Below are 17,101 nucleotides of genomic sequence, written 5' to 3'. Positions count from 1 at the left end.
AGCGCCGCTGCGCGGGAGCGCCCTGCACAATCGTCAGCGTGATCCGTCAGCACCTCGCGGACGGCGTGGCCACCCTGAGCCTCGACCGGCCCGACAAACGCAACGCGATATCCGCCGACATGTGGGCGAGCCTGCCGACGCTGTTCGCCGCGCTCGGCGCCGACCCCGCCGTGCGCGTCGTCGTGCTGACCGGCTCGGGCGGGGTGTTCAGCGCGGGAGCCGATCTCACCGACATCGCCGCGCTCAGCCGCGACGGCGACGACACGGCCCTCACGGTGAGCGCCGAACGCGCCATCGCCGAGTGCCCCAAGCCGGTCATCGCCATGATCGAGGGCTTCTGCGTGGGCGGCGGCTGTCAGCTCGCCCTGGCCTGTGACCTGCGCATCGCCGCCGAAGGCACACGTTTCGGGATCACTCCCGCCAAGCTCGGCATCGTCTACCCGTACTCCTCGACGCGGCGGCTGGTCGATCTGGTCGGGCCGGGGGCGGCGAAGCTGCTGCTGTACTCGGCCGATCTGTTCGACACCTCGTGGGCGCTGCGCGTGGGGCTGGTCGAGGAGGCGCATCCGGCCGACCGGCTGGCCGATCGGGTCCACGCCCTGGCGGCGACGATGACGACGCGCTCCAGCCTCACGCTGACGGCGGCCAAGGAGGTCGTCGACGGCCGCTCGGGCGACGGGCGGGTGCGGGAGTGGCAGAAGGTGTCCAGGGAGAGCGGCGAGCAGGCCGAAGGGGTGTCGGCCTTCCTGTCCCGCCGTCCGCCGCTTTTTCCGTTCTCCTCCCGGGAGGGGTGAGTCGGCCGGGGCCGCCTGCCGCGCCCCGGAACGGCGGGCCGTGCCGGTCCCTGTCAGAATGCTCTGTCGTGTCCGATATCACGGGAGAGTCCCTTATGCGTACTCCGCTGATCGTCGCCGTCGCCCAGCCGCTCTGCCAGCCGTACGACGTCGAGGCCAACGCGGAGGCGCACGCGGCGCTCGTGCGGGCGGCCGGGGCCAGGGTGGTGGCCTTTCCCGAGCTCTCCCTGACCGGGTACCACCTCGACGCGCCGACCGTCGACCTCGACGACGCCCGGCTGCGGCCCATCGTCGAGGCGTGCGCCCAGACGGGCAGTGTGGCGCTGGTGGGGCTGGCCCTGGCCGGGCAGGACGGGCACGCCTACATCGCCACCGCGGCCGTCGACGCCTCGGGAGTCGCCCTGGCCTACCGCAAGGTCTGGCTCGACGGCAGTGAGATCGACCGGTTCACGCCCGGGGCCGCGCCCGCCGTGCTCGAGGTCGACGGCTGGCGTCTCGGCCTGGCCATCTGCAAGGACACCGGCATCCCGCAGCACGCCTCCGACACCGCCGCCCTGGGCATCGACGCCTATGTCGCCGGAACGCTCATGCACGCCCACGAGAGCGACATCCAGCACGAACGCGGCCGTCGCATCGCCACCACGCACCACGTCTGGGTGGCCCTGTCCAGCTTCGCCGGATCCACCGGCGAGGGCTACACGCACGCGGCGGGCGGCTCGGCCGTCTGGTCGCCGGACGGCGCCGTCCGCACCCGGGCGGGCGCCGAACCGGGCACGTTCACCAAGGCGACGCTGGCCTGAGGCGGCTAACCCGGATGGCGCGCCAGGAAGTCCGCCACCGCCGGGCCCGCCGTCGAGCGGAACTCCTCGAAGTAGGCGTGGCGTGCGCCCGGGATCAGACAGGTCTCGGCGTGGGGGATGCGCGAGGCCAGGAGAGCGGCGTTGGCCGACGGGTTGAACAGGTCGTCCGTGCCGTGGACGATCAAGGTCGGGGCGGTGACGGTCGCAAGGGCGTCCCAGGCGTCGTGCTCGGCGCTCGCGGCGTAGTGTCGGCGCAGCGCGAACGACGGCATGGCCGGATCGCCGGTCGTCCGGTAGGGGCCGCGATGGGTGGCCAGCCAGGCGGGGGTGTACATCAGGTCGAGCAGGGCACGCCCGGCGGCCCTGCGGTCGCGCTGGCCGAGCGCCCTGCGGACGGCGAGGTCGCGTTCGACGGCGTGCGGGCCGCCGGGCGAGGTACAGCCGAGCACGAGGGCGCCGACCCGGTCCGGATGGCCGGCGGCCAGCCACTGGGCCACCCGGCCGCCCATCGACGTGCCGTACACGTCGGCCCGCTCGACGCCGAGCTCGTCCAGCACGGCGACGACATCGTCGGCGAACCCCCGCGTGCTGTACGGCCGGTCGGGTTTGTCGCTGTCGCCGGTGCCACGCCAGTCCAGGGTGATCGTGCGATGGGCCTGCTCGAAGTCCTCGCGCACGCCGTCCCACCAGTGGTGATGGTTGGACTGCCCGGCGAGCAGCACGAGCGGTCGCCCGTCGGCGGCTCCCGCCGTCTGGTAGGCCAGGGTGACGCCGTCGGAGGTGGTCGCGTAGGGCACGCCCGCGAGGTTACCGGGCCGCGCACCCGCTGACGCCTGCCGGGTCGCGCGCGCAGAGCGTCGCGAGGGCCGAGGCCGGGCTGAGCGGCCACCTGACGACCCGCCCGTCCTCCGCGCCGGACAGCAGCACGCCGTCGGGCGTGAACGCCAGTCCCCGTATCCGCGCCGTGTGCCCGCTGAGCGTGGCGGCCAGGCGGCGGGCGCGCACGTCCCACACGCGGATCGTGCGGTCGTCGCCCGCCGAGGCGAGCAGGCGGCCGTCGTGGCTGAAGGCGACGGTCTGGATGGAGGCGGTGTGGCCGCTCAGCGTGGCCAGCTCGGTGGCCTTGGCGTCCTTCAACGCCCAGAGCTTGACCGTACGCGCGTCACCGGCGGTGGCGAGCAGGGTCCCGGCGGGATCGACGGCCAGGTCCTGCACGGCTCCCTGGCCGGTCGGGAGGCTGGCCAGGCTCCGGCCGGTGGACGGCTCGGTGATGTTGAGGTACCCGCCGGGACTGCTGGAGACCATGCGGGTCCCGTCGCGGAAGAAGCCGAGCGTGGTCGCGATCACACCGGGATGCTCGAACGGCACCTCGACCGGTTTCGCCGGATCGGCGATCCGCCACACCGCGTGCCCGAACGTCGCGGCGGCCACGTACCGGCCGTCGGGTGTGAACGCCACGTCGGTCGCCGTGCCGATGCCGGGCACGGCGATCGGCGCGAGCAGGCGGCGGCCCGAGCGCACCTCCCACAGCGTGAGGGTGCGGGTGCGGGTGACGGCGGCCAGCACGGCGCCGTCCGGGCTGAAGGCGACCGACTGCACGACGTCCGGATGCGGCCCGAGCACCCCGGCCGGAGCGCCTGCCGCGTCGAACAGACGCACCATCCCGTCGCCCCCGGCCGAGGCGACCAGCGCCCCGCCGGGCGCGACCTTGACGTCGTGCACGGCGGCCCCCGACCCGGCGAAGGCGTCACGGCCGAGGTCGTGCAGCACGATGCTGCCGTTGAACCCGGCCGAGGCCAGCAGCCGCCCGTCGGCGCTGAGGACGACCGAGCCGGTCTCGCTGCGCCCCCGGTCCTGGAAGACCTGCAACGGCATGCGCCCGGCGAGGTCCCACACGGTGACGGCGCCGCTCTCGTCGGCCACGGCGATGCGCTCGCCGACCGGCGCCGAGACCGCCCAGCCGTAGGAGCCGCGCAGGTCGGGCGTCGGCAGGACCTTGACCTTGTCGCCGGTCAGGTCCCACAGGTTCATCCCGCTCTCGTCGGCCGAGGCGGCCAGCAGACGGCCGGTGCGGGCGAACACGACGCTGTCGGTCCTGGTGGCGGGCAGCTCGGCGAGCCGTTCGCCTTCGGCCACCCGCCAGGCGACGGCGGGCTCGGCGCCGTTGGCCGAGACGAGCAGCGCGCCGTCGGGGCTGAACGCCAGCGACGTCACCGGCCGTCTGTGCCCGCTGAGCACGCGCCGCGCGCCGGTCGTGGTGTCGATGAGCTCGATGTCGCCGCTCGTGGTGCCGACCGCGATCCGCCGCCCGTCGGGGCTGAACGCCATGCCCCTGCTGGGCCTGTCGACGTCGTAGGCGGCCGTGCGCCGACGCGTGCGCACGTCCCAGACGATCACCGAGCCGGACGCGCCCGAGACCGACGAGGAGGCGAGCCGGGTGGCGTCGGAGCTGAAGGCGACGGTCCAGACCCGCCCCCGGTGTCCTTCGAGCAGGGCGCTGCGGGCCCCGGTGGCCGCGTCCCACAGTGTGACGGTGCCGTCGCCGTTGGCCGAGGCGAGCAGCGCGCGGCCGGGCGCGGGCGCGAAGGCGAGCTGCTGGACGGTGGGCCCTCCGGCGTTGAGCACGACACGGGGGGAGACGGCGGCGGCGCTGATCACACTGCCGAGCGTCTCGGGGCCGGGCGCCTGGGCGTAGGCGTCGGCGGCCAGCCGTCCGGCCCGCAGCGGGTCGGTGGCGAGCAGGCCGCGCGCCTGCAGCGCGTTCTCGGCCGCGAGCGCGAGGCGGTGCTGGTCGCGGGCCTCCAGGCCCTGCCTGACCGCGACGACGCCGCCGAGCGCGGCCAGGACCAGCAGGCACACCACGGCGGCGAGCATGCGCTGCATCCGGGTGGCCCTGCGCCTGGCCCGGTCGGCCTCGGCCCGCTCGTGTGCGCTGCTGGCCTCGACGAACGCCGCCTCCAGGGCGTTGAGCTCGGCCGGGTGCTCATCGGCCCAGGCGCGGGCGGCCTGCAGCCTGGCTCCCCGGTAGAGCGCGCCCTCGTCGCGGGCCAGCTCCTGCCAGGCGTGCGCGGCCTCGGTGAGGCGGCGATGGGTGAACAGGGCGGCCCTGTCGTCGCCGAGCCAGCGGTGCAGCCGGGGCCAGGCCCTGATCAGCGCCTCGTGCGCGACCTCGACCTGGCCGTCGCCGAGCACGATGAGCCGGGCGGCGGCGAGCCGGTCGAGCACCTCGCCCGCGTGCTCGACGCCGTCGAGTTCGGTGCGGGCGATCGGCCTTCTGGTGTCGTCGGTGCCTTCGCCGAGCGCGGTGAGGCGCAGGAAGATCCGCCGGGTGGTCTCGCGCTGGGCCGGGTTCAGGTCGCGGTGCACCTGCTCGGCGCTGGTGGCGACGGCGCCGCGCATGCCGCCCGCGGCCTGGTACCCGGCCAGGGTCAGGTCGGCGCCCTCGCGCCGCCGCCAGGTCTCCAGCAGCGCGTGCGCCAGCAGCGGCAGCCCGCCGGGCTCGGCCGAGGCGTCGGCCAGCAGGGTGGCCAGCAGGTCGGGCCGCACGGTGAGCGAGGCACGCGCCGCGGGCTTCAGGACGACCTCCTTCAGCTCGGCCGCCGTCATCGGCCCCACGAGCACCTGGGCGTCCAGCCCTTCGGCCAGCCCGGGAAGCTGCGTGAGCCGGGACAGGAAGTCGGCCCGCACGCCGAGCACGACCGTCGTGCGCCGCTCCTGCCCGTGTGCGGCGTCCAGCAGCGAGGCGACGAACAGGGAACGTTCCGCGTCGTCGGCGCAGAGCGTGAACAGCTCCTCGAACTGGTCGACGACGAGCAGCGCCCTGGTGTCGGCGGGCCCGGCGGCCAGCGCCCCGCGGATCGCGACGTCCAGGGCCGTGCTCCCGGCCCCGAGTTCGGCGGCGACCTCGCACACGTTCGCGTCCGACATCTTCGCCACCTGGTCCGACAGCTCGGCGATCGGGTGGTGGCCGGGCGTCATGAGCATCGTGCGCCAGGCCGGGTCTGCGGCCAGCGAGCCGAGCAGCCCCGCCCGCAGCAGCGAGGACTTCCCGCTGCCCGACGCGCCGAGCACGGCGACGACCGGCGCGGAGGCGATCAGGTCGCGAAGCCGTTCGACCAGGGCCGTGCGCCCGAAGAACCAGTCGGCCTGCTCCGGCTGCAGCGCGGTCAGGCCGGGGTAGGGGTGGTGCTCGTCGGCGTGGTCGTGCGGCCGCTCAGCGGGCGTCTCGGCGGCGGCGTGCCAGCGCAACCGCCATTCGGCCGCGTCGCCGCCACAGGCCTGGGCGTAGGCGAGCGTCACCTCAAGGGAGGGCAGCCGCTCGCCCTTGGCGGCGTCGGCCAGGGTGCTGGCCGAGTAGTGCGCCATGGTGGCGAGCCGACGGTAGCTCGGCCTGCCCGCGGCCTCGCGTAGGCGCCGCAGCTCCCAGGCCAGGCGTTCGACCGCACCGGCCTCCGGGTCCACTGGCCTTTCCGGCCGGCCCATCACGCCCCCTCACATGGCTTTCGTTGACCGCAGTTGATTGTCCGGCACTCCACACCGCTGCCGGACAACACGCCGAAAGCTACACATAAAGCAGTCGCGGGTGTGCAGTCCTCGCGATCTTCATCCTCCACCCCACATCGAAGGAACGCGCATGAGAGCACACACCGAATCCTGTACGGCCACGCCGCACGAGCCCGAGACCGACGACGAGCGCCCGTACTACGCCTACGACGTCCAGGCGCGCCGCCGCCCGTGCCCGCACCCGCTGCGGACGGCGGGCCCTAGAGCGGCGGCTTCCGCAGACCGTCGAGGATGACGGTGGTGAGCGCGTCGCCGGGCCTGGCGCCGGGGCGGCACAGGGCGACGTTGAGCAGGTCGACGACCTCGGCGGGTGTCAGGTCGTCGCGCATCGAGCCTTCGGCCTGCGCCCTGGCCGCGAGCGAGGCGAACATCGCGCCCGCCTCGTCGGCCAGCCTCCCGAGGTCGGTGTGGGAGGCGCTCGCGGCGTCGAGCGACTTGGTCAGGGCGAGCGGCAGGTCGGCGCAGCGCTCGGCGATCGCCTCCAGCGCCTGCCAGCCGGTGCCGTGCCCGGTTTCGCCGGCGGCGGCCAGCAGCCGGGTGAGGCTGTCGGCCGCGATCTCCTCCATCAGGGCCTGCCGATCGGGGAAGTGCCGGTAGAGCGTGCCGACCCCGAGCCCGGCCGCCTTGGCGATCTCCTCCATCGAGACCGAGGGGCCGTGCTCGGTGAACAGCTCGATCGCGGTGGCGACGATGAGCTCCCTGTTGCGTCGTGCGTCCGCACGCATGTGGTCGGACCGCCTTTCGGAATCCCGGATTCAGGTTAGTGTATGGTCCTCATCCGGAAGATGAAGGTCCGATTCACTTTAGGAGCGGGACATGCGCATCGGCATGCACATCGACGGCGAAGGGCTCGGCGTCGACGCCCTCGTCGAGCAGGCCCGGGGGGTCGCCGCCGCCGGGCTCGACAGCGCCTACTACGGCCAGCTCATCGCGTGGGACGCCGTCGACCTGGCCGGGCTCACCGCCAGGGAGGTGCCCGGCATCGACGTCGGCACCGCCGTCACCGTCACGTTCACGCGCCATCCCCTGGTGCTCGCGGGCCAGGCGCTGACCGCACAGGCGGCGGGCAGGGGCAGGCTGGTGCTCGGCGTGGGCCCCAGCCACCGGCCGCTGGTCGAGGGGCTGTTCGGCCTGTCATACGCCAGACCGGCCGCGCACATCCGCGAGTACCTCGGCGTGCTCGGGCCGTTGCTGCGCGGCGAGGCCGTCGACCACCACGGGCCTGCGCTCACCGCCGTCGGGCGCGTCGAGGTGCCCGGCGCGAGCGCGCCTCCCGTGCTGCTGTCGGCGCTCGGCCCCGTCATGCTCGGCCTGGCCGGAGAGCTCGCCGACGGCGTGGTGACCGTGTGGACCGGCCCCGAGACGATCGAAGGCCATGTCGTGCCCATCGTGACCAGGGCCGCGGCCGAAGCCGGACGCCCGGCCCCGCGCGTGGTCGTCACGGCGGTCGTCTCGGTCACCTCCGACCCCGAAGGCATACGCGCCAAGGTGGCCGAGCAGTACGCCATGGCCAACGACCTGCCCGCCTACCGGGCCGTGCTGGAGCGCCAGGGCCGGGCCGGGGTGCACGAGACCGTCGTGGCGGGCGACGAGAGCGAGGTGGAACGCGTCCTGACCGCCTACGCCAAGGCCGGAGCCACCGAGTTCGTAGCCAGCGCGTACGGCGACGCCACCGAACGCGCCAGAACCCTGGAACTCCTGGCCGCCTTCAGAAAAAGCGCACGCCAGGCGTCGAACGACTGACAGGGCGCAGGACAGCTCGCGCTTCTGGACGACCGCACGCCAGGCGTCGAACGACTGACGCTGCTCACCCCGTGGCCGACGCCCGCACCAGCCGGAGCGCCTCCTCACGTCCCAGGGCGGCCCCCCGCGCCCTGGCCGAGGCATAACCGTCGGCGCCCAGTGCGGTCTCCGCGCGCTCACCCGGCCGGAGCGAGGCGTCGAAACCGCTCAGGTCCTCCCGCCCCCGGATCGCGGACGCGGCGCCCAGCAGGACGGCGGCCCGCCCGGCGTCGCCGTCCAGCAGGGCGAGCGCCGCGCCCACGTGCGCCAGGCCCGCCTGCAGATCGGGCTCACCCGCCTCCTCGGCCAGCGCGAGAGCGCCGGACAGCAGGGCACGGCCGAGCACGGCGTCGCCGTCGAGCACGGCGGCGCTCGCCCGGTGGAAGCCGATCCAGCCGCGCACCCGGCTGCCGGGCGGGCGCCCGCCGATCGCACGCCCGGCGGCGTCGAGCTCGGCGGCCAGCGCCCGCCTGTCCCCGGCCAGCAGGGCGACCTCGGCGGCGGCCAGCCTGATGTGGGCGATGTCCTCGTGCGGGCTCATCCTGGCGACCTGGTCGAGCGCCGTGCGCACATACGCCCGGGCGGTGCCGAGCTCGCCCAGACGGGCATGGGTGCGGGCGAGCCCGGCCAGGATGCCCGCCTCGTCCTCCAGCACGCCGAGCTCACGCGAAAGGCGCAACGCCTCCAGATCGGCCGCGATCGACGCCTGCGGGTCACCCCTGCGGGCGTGGTGCCCGGCCAGCATGCGGGTGGCCGAGCCCAGCGCCCAGCGCTCGCCCAGCGGCCCGAGCTCGGACACGGCCGTGCTCAGCAGCTCGAACGCCCTGGCCGCGTCCTGCTCGTGCCCGGCCATCGCCACCAGCGTCATCGCACGCTCCCAGCCGGCCGGTCCGGCGAGCGCGCGTTCGGCGGCGAGCGCGGCCGCGGCCCGGTCGCGGAGCAGGACGGGGGCGAACAGCAGGACGAGCACCCGCCCGGACGGGGCGTCCGGCGGTTCGGCCGAGGTGACGGCCTCGGCCAGCGCGTGTTCGGCCGCGTCGGCCTCGCCGTCCTCCAGGTGGGCCAGGCCCCGCAGCACCAGGCGTGCCGCCCGGCGTCCCGGCGCGACCTCGCCCGGCAGGTCGATCACCGGGCGCGCCCAGCGCAGGCCCTGCGCGGTCATGCCTCGCAGGTGCCAGTACCACCACAGCGCCGCCGCCAGCCGTACCCCGAGTTCGGGGTCGCCGTGCTCGGCCGCGAAGCGGAGGGCAGCCAGGGCGTTGTCGTGCTCGTCGCCGAGCCTGGCGATCCAGCGCAGCTGATCGGCTCCGCGCAACAGCGGGTCGGCGTGCTCGGCCAGGGCGAGGTGGTGCCGGGCGTGCGCCTGGCGTACCCGCTGGTCGCGTCCGCTGTGCGCCAGCCGCCGCATCCCGTACGAACGCACGGTCTCCAGCATGCGATAGCGCTCGCCTGACAACTCCGCCAGAGACTTGTCCACCAGCCCGGCCAGCGCGTCGAACACATCGGCGGGCGCGAGCTCGCACACCGCCTCCAGCGCCTCCAGCGTGGCGCCGCCGGGGAAGACGGCCAGCGCCTCGGCCAGCTCGCGCTCCTCCTGCGACAGCAGTTCCCAGCTCCACTCCACGACGGCCAGCAGCGTGCGATGACGGGGCTGCGCCGTACGGCTGCCGCTGTTCAGCAGGCGGAAGCGGTCGTCGAGCCTGGCGGCGATCTGCTGCGGGCTGAGCGCCCTGACCCGGGCCGCGGCCAGCTCGATGGCCAGCGGCATGCCGTCCAGCCTGGCGCAGATCTCGGCGACGGCGGCGGCGTTGCCCGCCTCCAGCTCGAACCCGGGCCGCACCGCGGCGGCACGCTCGGCGAACAGCCGCACCGACGGATAGGCGCCCGGGTCGGCCTCGCCTTCGGCCGGCCACGGCAGCGGCCCGATCGGATGCAACCGCTCACCGGGTACGGCCAGCGACTCCCGGCTGGTGGCCAGGACGCGCAGCCCGGGGCAGCGGCCGAGCAGCCGGTCGGTCAGTTCGGCGGCGGCGGCCACGACATGTTCGCAGTTGTCGAGCACCAGCAGCGCCCGCCGCCCGGCCAGCGCCTCGGCCAGCGCGTCACCGGCGTCGCCGTACTCCGACCTGGCGCCGATCGCGGTCAGCACCGCGTGCGCGACGTCGAGCGGCTCGCGTACCGAGGCCAGCTCCACCAGCCACACCCCGTCGGGCGAGAGCTCGTCCGCGCGCTGGGCGACCTCGGCGGCCAGGCGCGTCTTGCCGGCACCGCCGGGCCCGACGACGGTGACCAGCCGGGCCTCGGCCAGCGCCGCGCCGACCCGGGCGAGGTCGTCCTGCCTGCCGACGAAGCTGGTGACCTGTGCCCGCAGGTTGTTCGGGCGCGTCCTGGGCCTGGCCAGGTGCCTGGGGTCGTGCCTGAGGATCTCCAGGTGCAGCTCGGTCAGCGCGGCCGACGGATCGACGCCGAGCTCGTCGGCCAGCGTGGCGCGTGTGCGTTCGAAGGCGGCCAGCGCGTCGGCCTGCCGCCCGGCGGCATACAGCGCCCTGATCAGCAGGCCCTGCAGCCGCTCGCGCAGCGGATGCGCCCCGGCCAGCGGCCCCAGCTCGGCCAGGACGTCGCCGCCGCCGTCGAGCTCCAGCTCAAGCCGGTCCTCGGCGGCCGAGATCCGCAGCTCGTCCAGCCTGGCCCCCGCGCGACGGGCGAAGGGCAGCTCGGCCAGCTCCCCGAACGCCGGTCCCCGCCACAGCCCTTCGGCCTCCCGCAACGAGGCGAGCGTGCCGGCGCCGACCAGCCGCTCGAACCGCACGGCGTCGACGGCGCCGGGCTCGACCGCCAACAGGTACCCGGCAGGGTGCGAGACGATCACCGAGGAGCCGACGAGCCGCCGCGTGCGCGAGACGAGCGACTGCAGCGCGTTGGCGCTGCCGGAGGGCGGCTCGTCGCCCCAGACGGCGGCGGTGAGCACGTCGACGGGCACCACCCGGCCCGGCTCCAGCGCCAGCCTGGCCAGCAGGGCGCGCAGCCTGGCCCCCGGGACCTCGACCAAACGCCCGTCCTCGTCATGGACCTCGAACGACCCCAGCAGCAGCACACGCACGCCCCAAGCCTGCCATCGGCCGCGAGTGGACGTGACCTGTGCTCACCTCTCGACGATCTCGTTCTTGCCGATGACCACGATGCCGCCGCGCGTGACGGCGAAACGGGTGCGGTCGTACTCCAGGTCGAAGCCGATGCGCGCGCCGTCGGGGATGATCACGTTCTTGTCGACGATGGCCCGCCTGACGATCGCGCCCCTGCCGACCTTCACCGACTCCATCAGCACCGAGTCCTCCACCAGCGCGTGCGAGTGCAGCAACACCCGGGGCGACAGGATCGAGCGCACGGCCGTGCCGCCCGAGACGATGACGCCCGGCGAGACCAGCGAGTCGATGGCGTGCCCCACCCGGTCGCCGTCGTTGTGCACGAACTTGGCCGGAGGCAGCGGGTCGTGCCCGGTGTAGATCGGCCAGCGCTCGTTGTAGAGGTTGAAGATCGGATGGGCCGAGATGAGGTCCATGTGGGCCTCGTAGTAGGCGTCGAGCGTGCCGACGTCGCGCCAGTAGCCCCGGTCGCGCTCGGTGGAGCCGGGCACCAGGTTGTCGGCGAAGTCGTAGACCTGGGCGCTGCCGGACTTGACGAGCATCGGGATGATGTCGCCGCCGAGGTCGTGCCTGCTGGCCGGGTCGAGCGCGTCCTCACGCAGCGCGTCGATCATCGCCTGGGTCTTGAACACGTAGTTGCCCATCGAGGCGTACACCTCGTCGGGGGAGTCGGCCAGGCCGACCGCGTCCTTGGGCTTCTCCCTGAAGGCCACGATGCGCCGCCCGGTCGGGTCGGTCTCGATGACGCCGAACTGGTCGGCCAGCGACAGCGGCTGCCTGATCGCGGCCACCGTGACGTCGGCGCCGGAGTCGACGTGCTGCTCGACCATCTGCCGCGGGTCCATCCGGTAGATGTGGTCGGCGCCGAACACGATCACGTGCTCGGGCAGCTCGTCGTAGATGAGGTTGAGGTTCTGGAACAGCGCGTCGGCCGACCCGGCGAACCAGCGCGGCCCGAGACGCTGCTGCGCGGGCACGGGCGTCACGTAGTTGCCGAGCATCGCCGACAGCCGCCACGTGCGCGAGACGTGCCGGTCGAGGCTGTGGTTCTTGTACTGGGTGAGGACGACGATCTTCAGATAGTGCCCGTTGGCCAGGTTCGACAGCACGAAGTCGATCAGCCGGTACATCCCGCCGAAAGGCACCGCCGGTTTGGCGCGATCCGCGGTGAGCGGCATCAGCCTCTTTCCCTCTCCACCGGCGAGCACGATTGCGAGAACCCTGGGCGTCGTCATGCGCAGACGCTACCCCGAAACGCCACGACCAGGCAGCATTCGGACGCGCAGTTCGACTAAGGTCGGCACCGTGCGAGTCGATCTGCTGAGCCGTGAGTATCCGCCCGAGGTCTACGGGGGAGCGGGGGTGCATGTCGAGTACCTCGCCAAGGAGTTGCGGGCGCTGGCCGACGTGCGTGTGCGCTGCTTCGGCGCCGTGCGCACCGAGCCGGGCGTGTCCGCCTACGCCGTACCCGGAGGGCTCGGCGCGGCCAACGCCGCCCTGCAGGTGCTCGGCGTCGACCTGGAGATGGCCGCGGGCTGCCAGGGCGCCGACCTCGTGCACAGCCACACCTGGTACGCCAATTTCGCCGGCCACGTGGCCAAGATGTTGTACGGCGTGCCGCACGTGGTGACCACGCACAGCCTCGAACCCCTGCGCCCGTGGAAGGCCGAGCAGCTCGGCGGCGGCTACACGCTGTCGTCGTGGGCCGAGCGCACCGCCCTGGCCTCGGCCGACGCGGTGATCGCGGTGTCGGAGGGCATGCGCCGCGACGTCCTGGCCGCCTATCCCGAGATCGCGCCCGAGCGGGTCTCGGTCGTGCACAACGGCATCGACACCACCGAGTACCTCCCCGACCACGGCACCGACGTCCTGCTGCGCCACGGCATCGACCCGGCCAGGCCGTACGTGCTGTTCGTGGGGCGCATCACGCGGCAGAAGGGGCTGGTGCACCTGCTGCACGCGGCCAGGTCGTTCGCGCCGGAGGCGCAGCTGGTGCTGTGCGCCGGCGCGCCGGACACACCGGAGATCGCCGACGAGGTGCGCGGGCTGGTCGAGGGGCTCGGTCGCGCGGGGGTGTTCTGGATCAGGGAGATGCTGCCCAAGCCCCAGGTGATCCAGTTGCTCACGCACGCGACCGTGTTCGTGTGCCCTTCGGTGTACGAGCCGATGGGCATCGTGAACCTGGAGGCCATGGCGTGCGAGACCGCCGTCGTCGCCACCGCGACCGGGGGGATTCCCGAGGTGGTGGCCGACGGCGAGAGCGGTCTGCTGGTCCCGATCGACCAGGGCGCCGACGGCACACCGCACGACCCCGAACGCTTCGCCTCCGACCTGGCCGACGCGGTCAACACGCTGCTCGCCGACCCGGAGCGGGCCGACGCGCTGGGCAGGGCCGGGCGGGCCAGGGCGGTCGAGCACTTCTCCTGGCCCCAGATCGCCGAGCGCACCCACGCCCTGTACGAGGAACTGCTCCGGCGGTAGTCAGCGAGGGCTTCGGGGGCTGCGCCAGAGGGCCGCGCGTGAGGCGCGGGTCTCCTCGCCGCGTGCCGTGGTCACCGAGCCCACCGCGTAGACCTCGGACGTGCCCGGCCTGCGGGCCAGCCCGGCGATGCGGGAGCGGTGGCCGGGCGGCGCGGGCAGGCGTTCGCGTACCCAGGCGCCGGTGCGCGGCAGGTGCCACAGGCTGTCGCCGTCCGGCTCGAAGGGGCGTCCCCTGTCGAGCAGCCACAGCCCGCCGCGCCCGTCCGGCTCGATCTCGGTGAAGGTGCGCCGCTCGGGCCCCCACGAGCACGTCCACCCGGCCCCGTCGAAACGCAGCAGCACCGCACGGTAGGGCTCAAGGGGCTCGTTCTCCTCGTTGAGGCGGCCCATCTCCAGCCACGACACCTGTCCGAGCACCCACACCTCGCGTTCGCCGAGCACGGCCACGTCCATCAGGCTCATCCGGGGCGAGGTCCCGCCGACGGGCACCGCCGCGCCGAGCCCCGGCACCCCGACGGCCTGCCAGCCGCCCGCCTGCCACCGCACCGCGCCCGGCGTGGGATGCGGCCCCGACACCGCCCACACCCGCTCCCCGTCGCCACCCACCGCGCCGACGGGCACGGGAAGCGCGTGCGACTCCCACCGCGCGCCCGTCCACCGCAGCGCCGTGCCGCCGTTCAGCACCCAGGCCCCGCCGTCCGGCAGGGCGTAGGCCGAGGTGCCCGCATAGCCGATCACCAATGAGGCGGGAGGCGCGAGCCTGGTCGTGCGCCATCGCCCGTTCTCGAACGTGCCCAGCAGGCCGATGTCCTTGCTGTCGCTCGCGTAGGTGCCGCCCGCCACCCACGCCTTGTCGCGCGAGGAGGCGGCCAGCGCCAGCAGCTGGTCGGCGCCCTCGCCCCGCACGCTCGGCACGTCGAACACCTTCAGCGCCCCGCGGTCCCAGCGCGCCACGCCACCCGCCTGGCTCTCCAGCGCCGCCCCCTCCTCGCGCTGCTCCCACCTGAGCGTCCACACGCTCCCGTCGGCCGCCACGGCGGGCGTGGCGTAGTCGCCGTACCCCTTCTCCACGTGTACGCCACGCCACCGCGCCGCCCCCTCGCGCACCCGCCACCCGTCCCCTTCGACCGGCGCGGGACACCGCCCGGGTACGGCGGGCAGCGCGGCCTGCGAGAGGCCGGGCACGGGGACCGGGAGCAGGGCGCCCGCCGCGGCGGCCATCGGGCTGGGCGTCGGGCGTGCGGAGCGGCCCGGCGGTGTGGGCGGCGAAGGCGACGGCGGCACCGACGGCACGGGCGAGTCCGCCATGGCCCGGCCGTCGCGGTCGGCTCCGGCGCTCTCCGGCGCGCCGATCGCCGCGGAGCAGCCCGCCACCAGGCTCGTGCCGACCACCAGAGGCACTACGAAACGCCGCATGTCACCCCTTCTTCCCGCCACCGGGGCCGTCGGCCCGCCGAACCAGGGTCCCGCCACGGCGCCGAACGGACAACCCGCCGCTCGGCCGGGGACGGGAAATCGTGACGAATGCTAATATCTGGCCATGCGGTCAAAAAATCAGCCAGCTGGATATATTTCTGATGATGAGGCCAACTTCGACGGCTACGAGCTGCGGCCGCCTCGGCACGCGATCGACCGCAGGGCCGTCGGGTGGTGGACCGTACAGGCGCTCGTGTTCGTCGCGCCGCCGGTGCTGGTGCTTGCGGCGCTCGCGCTGCTGATCCCGGTGGCCGCCGCCTGGTTCCTGTGGCCCGCCGCGGTGATCGCCGTGCCCGGGCTGGCCTACGTGCTGGTGATGCCCAGGCGTCGCTACCGCGTGCATCGCTGGGAGAGCACCGACGAGGCGGTCTACGCGGCCTCGGGCTGGATCTGGCAGAAGTGGCGCGTGGCGCCGATGTCACGCGTGCAGACCGTCGACACCGTACGCGGACCGCTGCAGCAGCTCTTCGGCCTGGCCGCCGTCACCGTGACCACCGCTTCGGCCGCGGGCGCCGTCAAGATCACCGCCCTGGACCATCGGACGGCCGCCGACCTGGCCGCCCACCTGTCCACCCGTACCGAGTCCACGCCCGGAGACGCGACATGACGCCCACCGTCCCCCTCACCCGGCGACTGCATCCCCGAACGCTCTGGCTGGCGGTCGCCTGGCTGCTCGGGGCGCTGGCGCCGCTGCTGGTGACCGCTCTGACCTACGGGTTCGACCTGCGGGCCGCCATCGTGGGGGGCAGCCTGCTCGCCACGTTCGGCGTGCTCGGCTGGATCCGGCTCAGCCGATGGCTCACCACGCGGTTCGTGGTCACCGACGAGCGGGTCGAACTGTCGTCCGGGCTGATCTTCAGACGGCGGCGCTCGGCGCCACGGGAGCGGGTACGCAGCGTCGACCTCACCGCGCCGCCGCTGCACCGCCTGCTCGGGCTGAGCGTCGTCAGGATCGGCACCGGCAGGAAGGAGGGCGACCTGCGCCTGGACGCGATCTCCGCCGGGCACGCGCGGGAACTGCGGGCCAGACTGCTGGCGGGCACCGACCAGGCCGAGACGCCGATGGCCGAGCTGAGACCCGCCTGGATCGGCTACGCCTTCCTCAGCAGCTGGGCGCTGCTGATCGGGCTGACGCCGTTCGCGGCCTTCTTCCGGGTGCTGGACGCGCTCGGGATCAACCCCGGCCAGGTGGGCTTCCTGGCCGACCTGTGGCAGGTCGTCGCGGCCGATCCGGTGACCGCGGTCCTGCTGGGGGCGTTCGTCGTCGTGCTCGTCGGCCTCGCGGGGGCGCTGGCGCTGCACGTCGAGACCTGGTGGCGGTTCCGGCTGGCCCGCCAGAGCGACGGCTCGCTGCTGGTCAGGCGCGGACTGCTGACGACCAGGTCGCTCTCGCTGGAGGAGGGCAGGCTGCGCGGCGCAGAGATCGCCGAGCCGATCCCGCTGCGCTGGGGCCACGGGGCCAGGCTCGACGCCATCGCGACCGGCCTCGACGAGGACCAGTCGACGGCGCTGCTCCCTCCGGCCCCCCGCGCCCGCGCGCACCGCCTGGCGGCCGACCTCCTCGGCCGCTCCCTCGACACGCCCCTCGTGCCGCATCCGCGCTCCGCCCTGCGCCGCAGGCTGGGACGGGCCTGGTGGCCGGCCGCCGCCGTGCTCGCCGTACTGGCGGTGTCGACGGCCTGGCTGCCCGTCGCGGCCTGGGCGGCGGCCCCGGTGGCCCTGGCCCTCGGCCTGACCTACGCCCTCGACTCCTACCGCAACCTCGGCCACACCCTGGCCGGCCCGTACCTCGTCACGCGCCACGGCTCCCTCCGCCGCCGGACGGCCGCCCTCAGTCGTGACGCCGTGGTGGGCTGGACGGTGAGCAGATCACCCTCACAACGCCGGACCGGCCTGCTCACCCTCGGCGCGACGACGGCGGCAGGCAAGGGCATGTACAAGGTGCGAGACGTCGCAGTCGCCGACGGCCTGGCCTTGGCCGAACAGGTGGTGCCCGGACTGCTGGCGCCGTTCCTGGTACGGGGGCGGGGTGAGCGGTAGTGCGGCGCTGCGGTTCTTGGCT

At 74.2% G+C, this 17,101-nt stretch carries 12 protein-coding genes; 6 read left to right on the top strand and 6 right to left on the bottom strand.

Translation table 11 applies throughout. The annotated features are described in order from the left end of the window. Nucleotides 1-38 precede the first annotated feature (38 nt). Together ACTWNK_RS28915 and ACTWNK_RS28910 are read left to right on the top strand one after the other, a co-directional pair. Nucleotides 39-794 (top strand): enoyl-CoA hydratase/isomerase family protein, encoded by a 756-nt coding sequence (locus ACTWNK_RS28915; protein WP_474307700.1) that lies wholly within the window; start codon nucleotides 39-41, stop codon nucleotides 792-794. Nucleotides 795-889: 95 nt separating this feature from the next. Next, nucleotides 890-1,594 carry a carbon-nitrogen hydrolase family protein gene (locus tag ACTWNK_RS28910; RefSeq protein ID WP_474307699.1) on the top strand — a complete coding sequence of 235 codons (705 nt, stop codon included), beginning with the start codon at nucleotides 890-892 and terminating at the stop codon, nucleotides 1,592-1,594. Between the two features lie 5 nt (nucleotides 1,595-1,599). On the opposite strand, the gene ACTWNK_RS28905 is transcribed toward ACTWNK_RS28910, so the two are convergent. From ACTWNK_RS28905 to ACTWNK_RS28895, 3 genes are all read right to left on the bottom strand, one after another. Next, entirely contained in the window at nucleotides 1,600-2,391 is a 792-nt protein-coding gene (locus ACTWNK_RS28905; protein WP_474307698.1) for an alpha/beta fold hydrolase, read from the bottom strand. A gap of 10 nt (nucleotides 2,392-2,401) precedes the next feature. After that, nucleotides 2,402-6,076: an nSTAND1 domain-containing NTPase gene (locus ACTWNK_RS28900; RefSeq protein ID WP_474307697.1), complete on the bottom strand. Its 3,675-nt coding sequence runs from the start codon at nucleotides 6,074-6,076 to the stop codon at nucleotides 2,402-2,404. Nucleotides 6,077-6,357: 281 nt separating this feature from the next. Then, entirely contained in the window at nucleotides 6,358-6,882 is a 525-nt protein-coding gene (locus ACTWNK_RS28895) for a TetR/AcrR family transcriptional regulator (RefSeq protein WP_474307696.1), read from the bottom strand. Nucleotides 6,883-6,973: 91 nt separating this feature from the next. On the opposite strand from ACTWNK_RS28895, the gene ACTWNK_RS28890 reads away from it, so the two are divergent. After that, nucleotides 6,974-7,900, top strand: a complete 927-nt coding sequence (locus tag ACTWNK_RS28890) for a TIGR03564 family F420-dependent LLM class oxidoreductase (RefSeq protein WP_474307695.1) — start codon at nucleotides 6,974-6,976, stop codon at nucleotides 7,898-7,900. A gap of 64 nt (nucleotides 7,901-7,964) precedes the next feature. On the opposite strand, the gene ACTWNK_RS28885 is transcribed toward ACTWNK_RS28890, so the two are convergent. Then, on the bottom strand, nucleotides 7,965-11,039 hold the full coding sequence (locus ACTWNK_RS28885) for an ATP-binding protein (protein ID WP_474307694.1): 3,075 nt from the start codon (nucleotides 11,037-11,039) through the stop codon (nucleotides 7,965-7,967). 42 nt (nucleotides 11,040-11,081) lie between these two features. After that, nucleotides 11,082-12,317 (bottom strand): glucose-1-phosphate adenylyltransferase, encoded by a 1,236-nt coding sequence (gene glgC / locus ACTWNK_RS28880; protein WP_474307693.1) that lies wholly within the window; start codon nucleotides 12,315-12,317, stop codon nucleotides 11,082-11,084. Nucleotides 12,318-12,387: 70 nt separating this feature from the next. On the opposite strand from glgC, the gene glgA reads away from it, so the two are divergent. After that, nucleotides 12,388-13,563: a glycogen synthase gene (glgA, locus tag ACTWNK_RS28875; RefSeq protein WP_474307692.1), complete on the top strand. Its 1,176-nt coding sequence runs from the start codon at nucleotides 12,388-12,390 to the stop codon at nucleotides 13,561-13,563. On the opposite strand, the gene ACTWNK_RS28870 is transcribed toward glgA, so the two are convergent. Then, nucleotides 13,564-14,979, bottom strand: coding sequence for a hypothetical protein (locus tag ACTWNK_RS28870; RefSeq protein ID WP_474307691.1), 1,416 nt, complete (start codon nucleotides 14,977-14,979; stop codon nucleotides 13,564-13,566). A 124-nt stretch (nucleotides 14,980-15,103) separates the two neighbouring features. On the opposite strand from ACTWNK_RS28870, the gene ACTWNK_RS28865 reads away from it, so the two are divergent. Both ACTWNK_RS28865 and ACTWNK_RS28860 read left to right on the top strand, forming a co-directional pair. Further along, nucleotides 15,104-15,646, top strand: a complete 543-nt coding sequence (locus tag ACTWNK_RS28865) for a PH domain-containing protein (protein ID WP_474307689.1) — start codon at nucleotides 15,104-15,106, stop codon at nucleotides 15,644-15,646. Further along, entirely contained in the window at nucleotides 15,643-17,079 is a 1,437-nt protein-coding gene (locus ACTWNK_RS28860; RefSeq protein WP_474307688.1) for a PH domain-containing protein, read from the top strand. Before ACTWNK_RS28865 ends, ACTWNK_RS28860 begins: the two co-directional genes overlap by 4 nt. The last annotated feature ends 22 nt before the right edge of the window (nucleotides 17,080-17,101 follow it).

It is taken from the genome of Nonomuraea sp. IBHARD001 (assembly GCF_056106265.1).
This window is presented reverse-complemented; position numbering and strand designations above follow the sequence as displayed.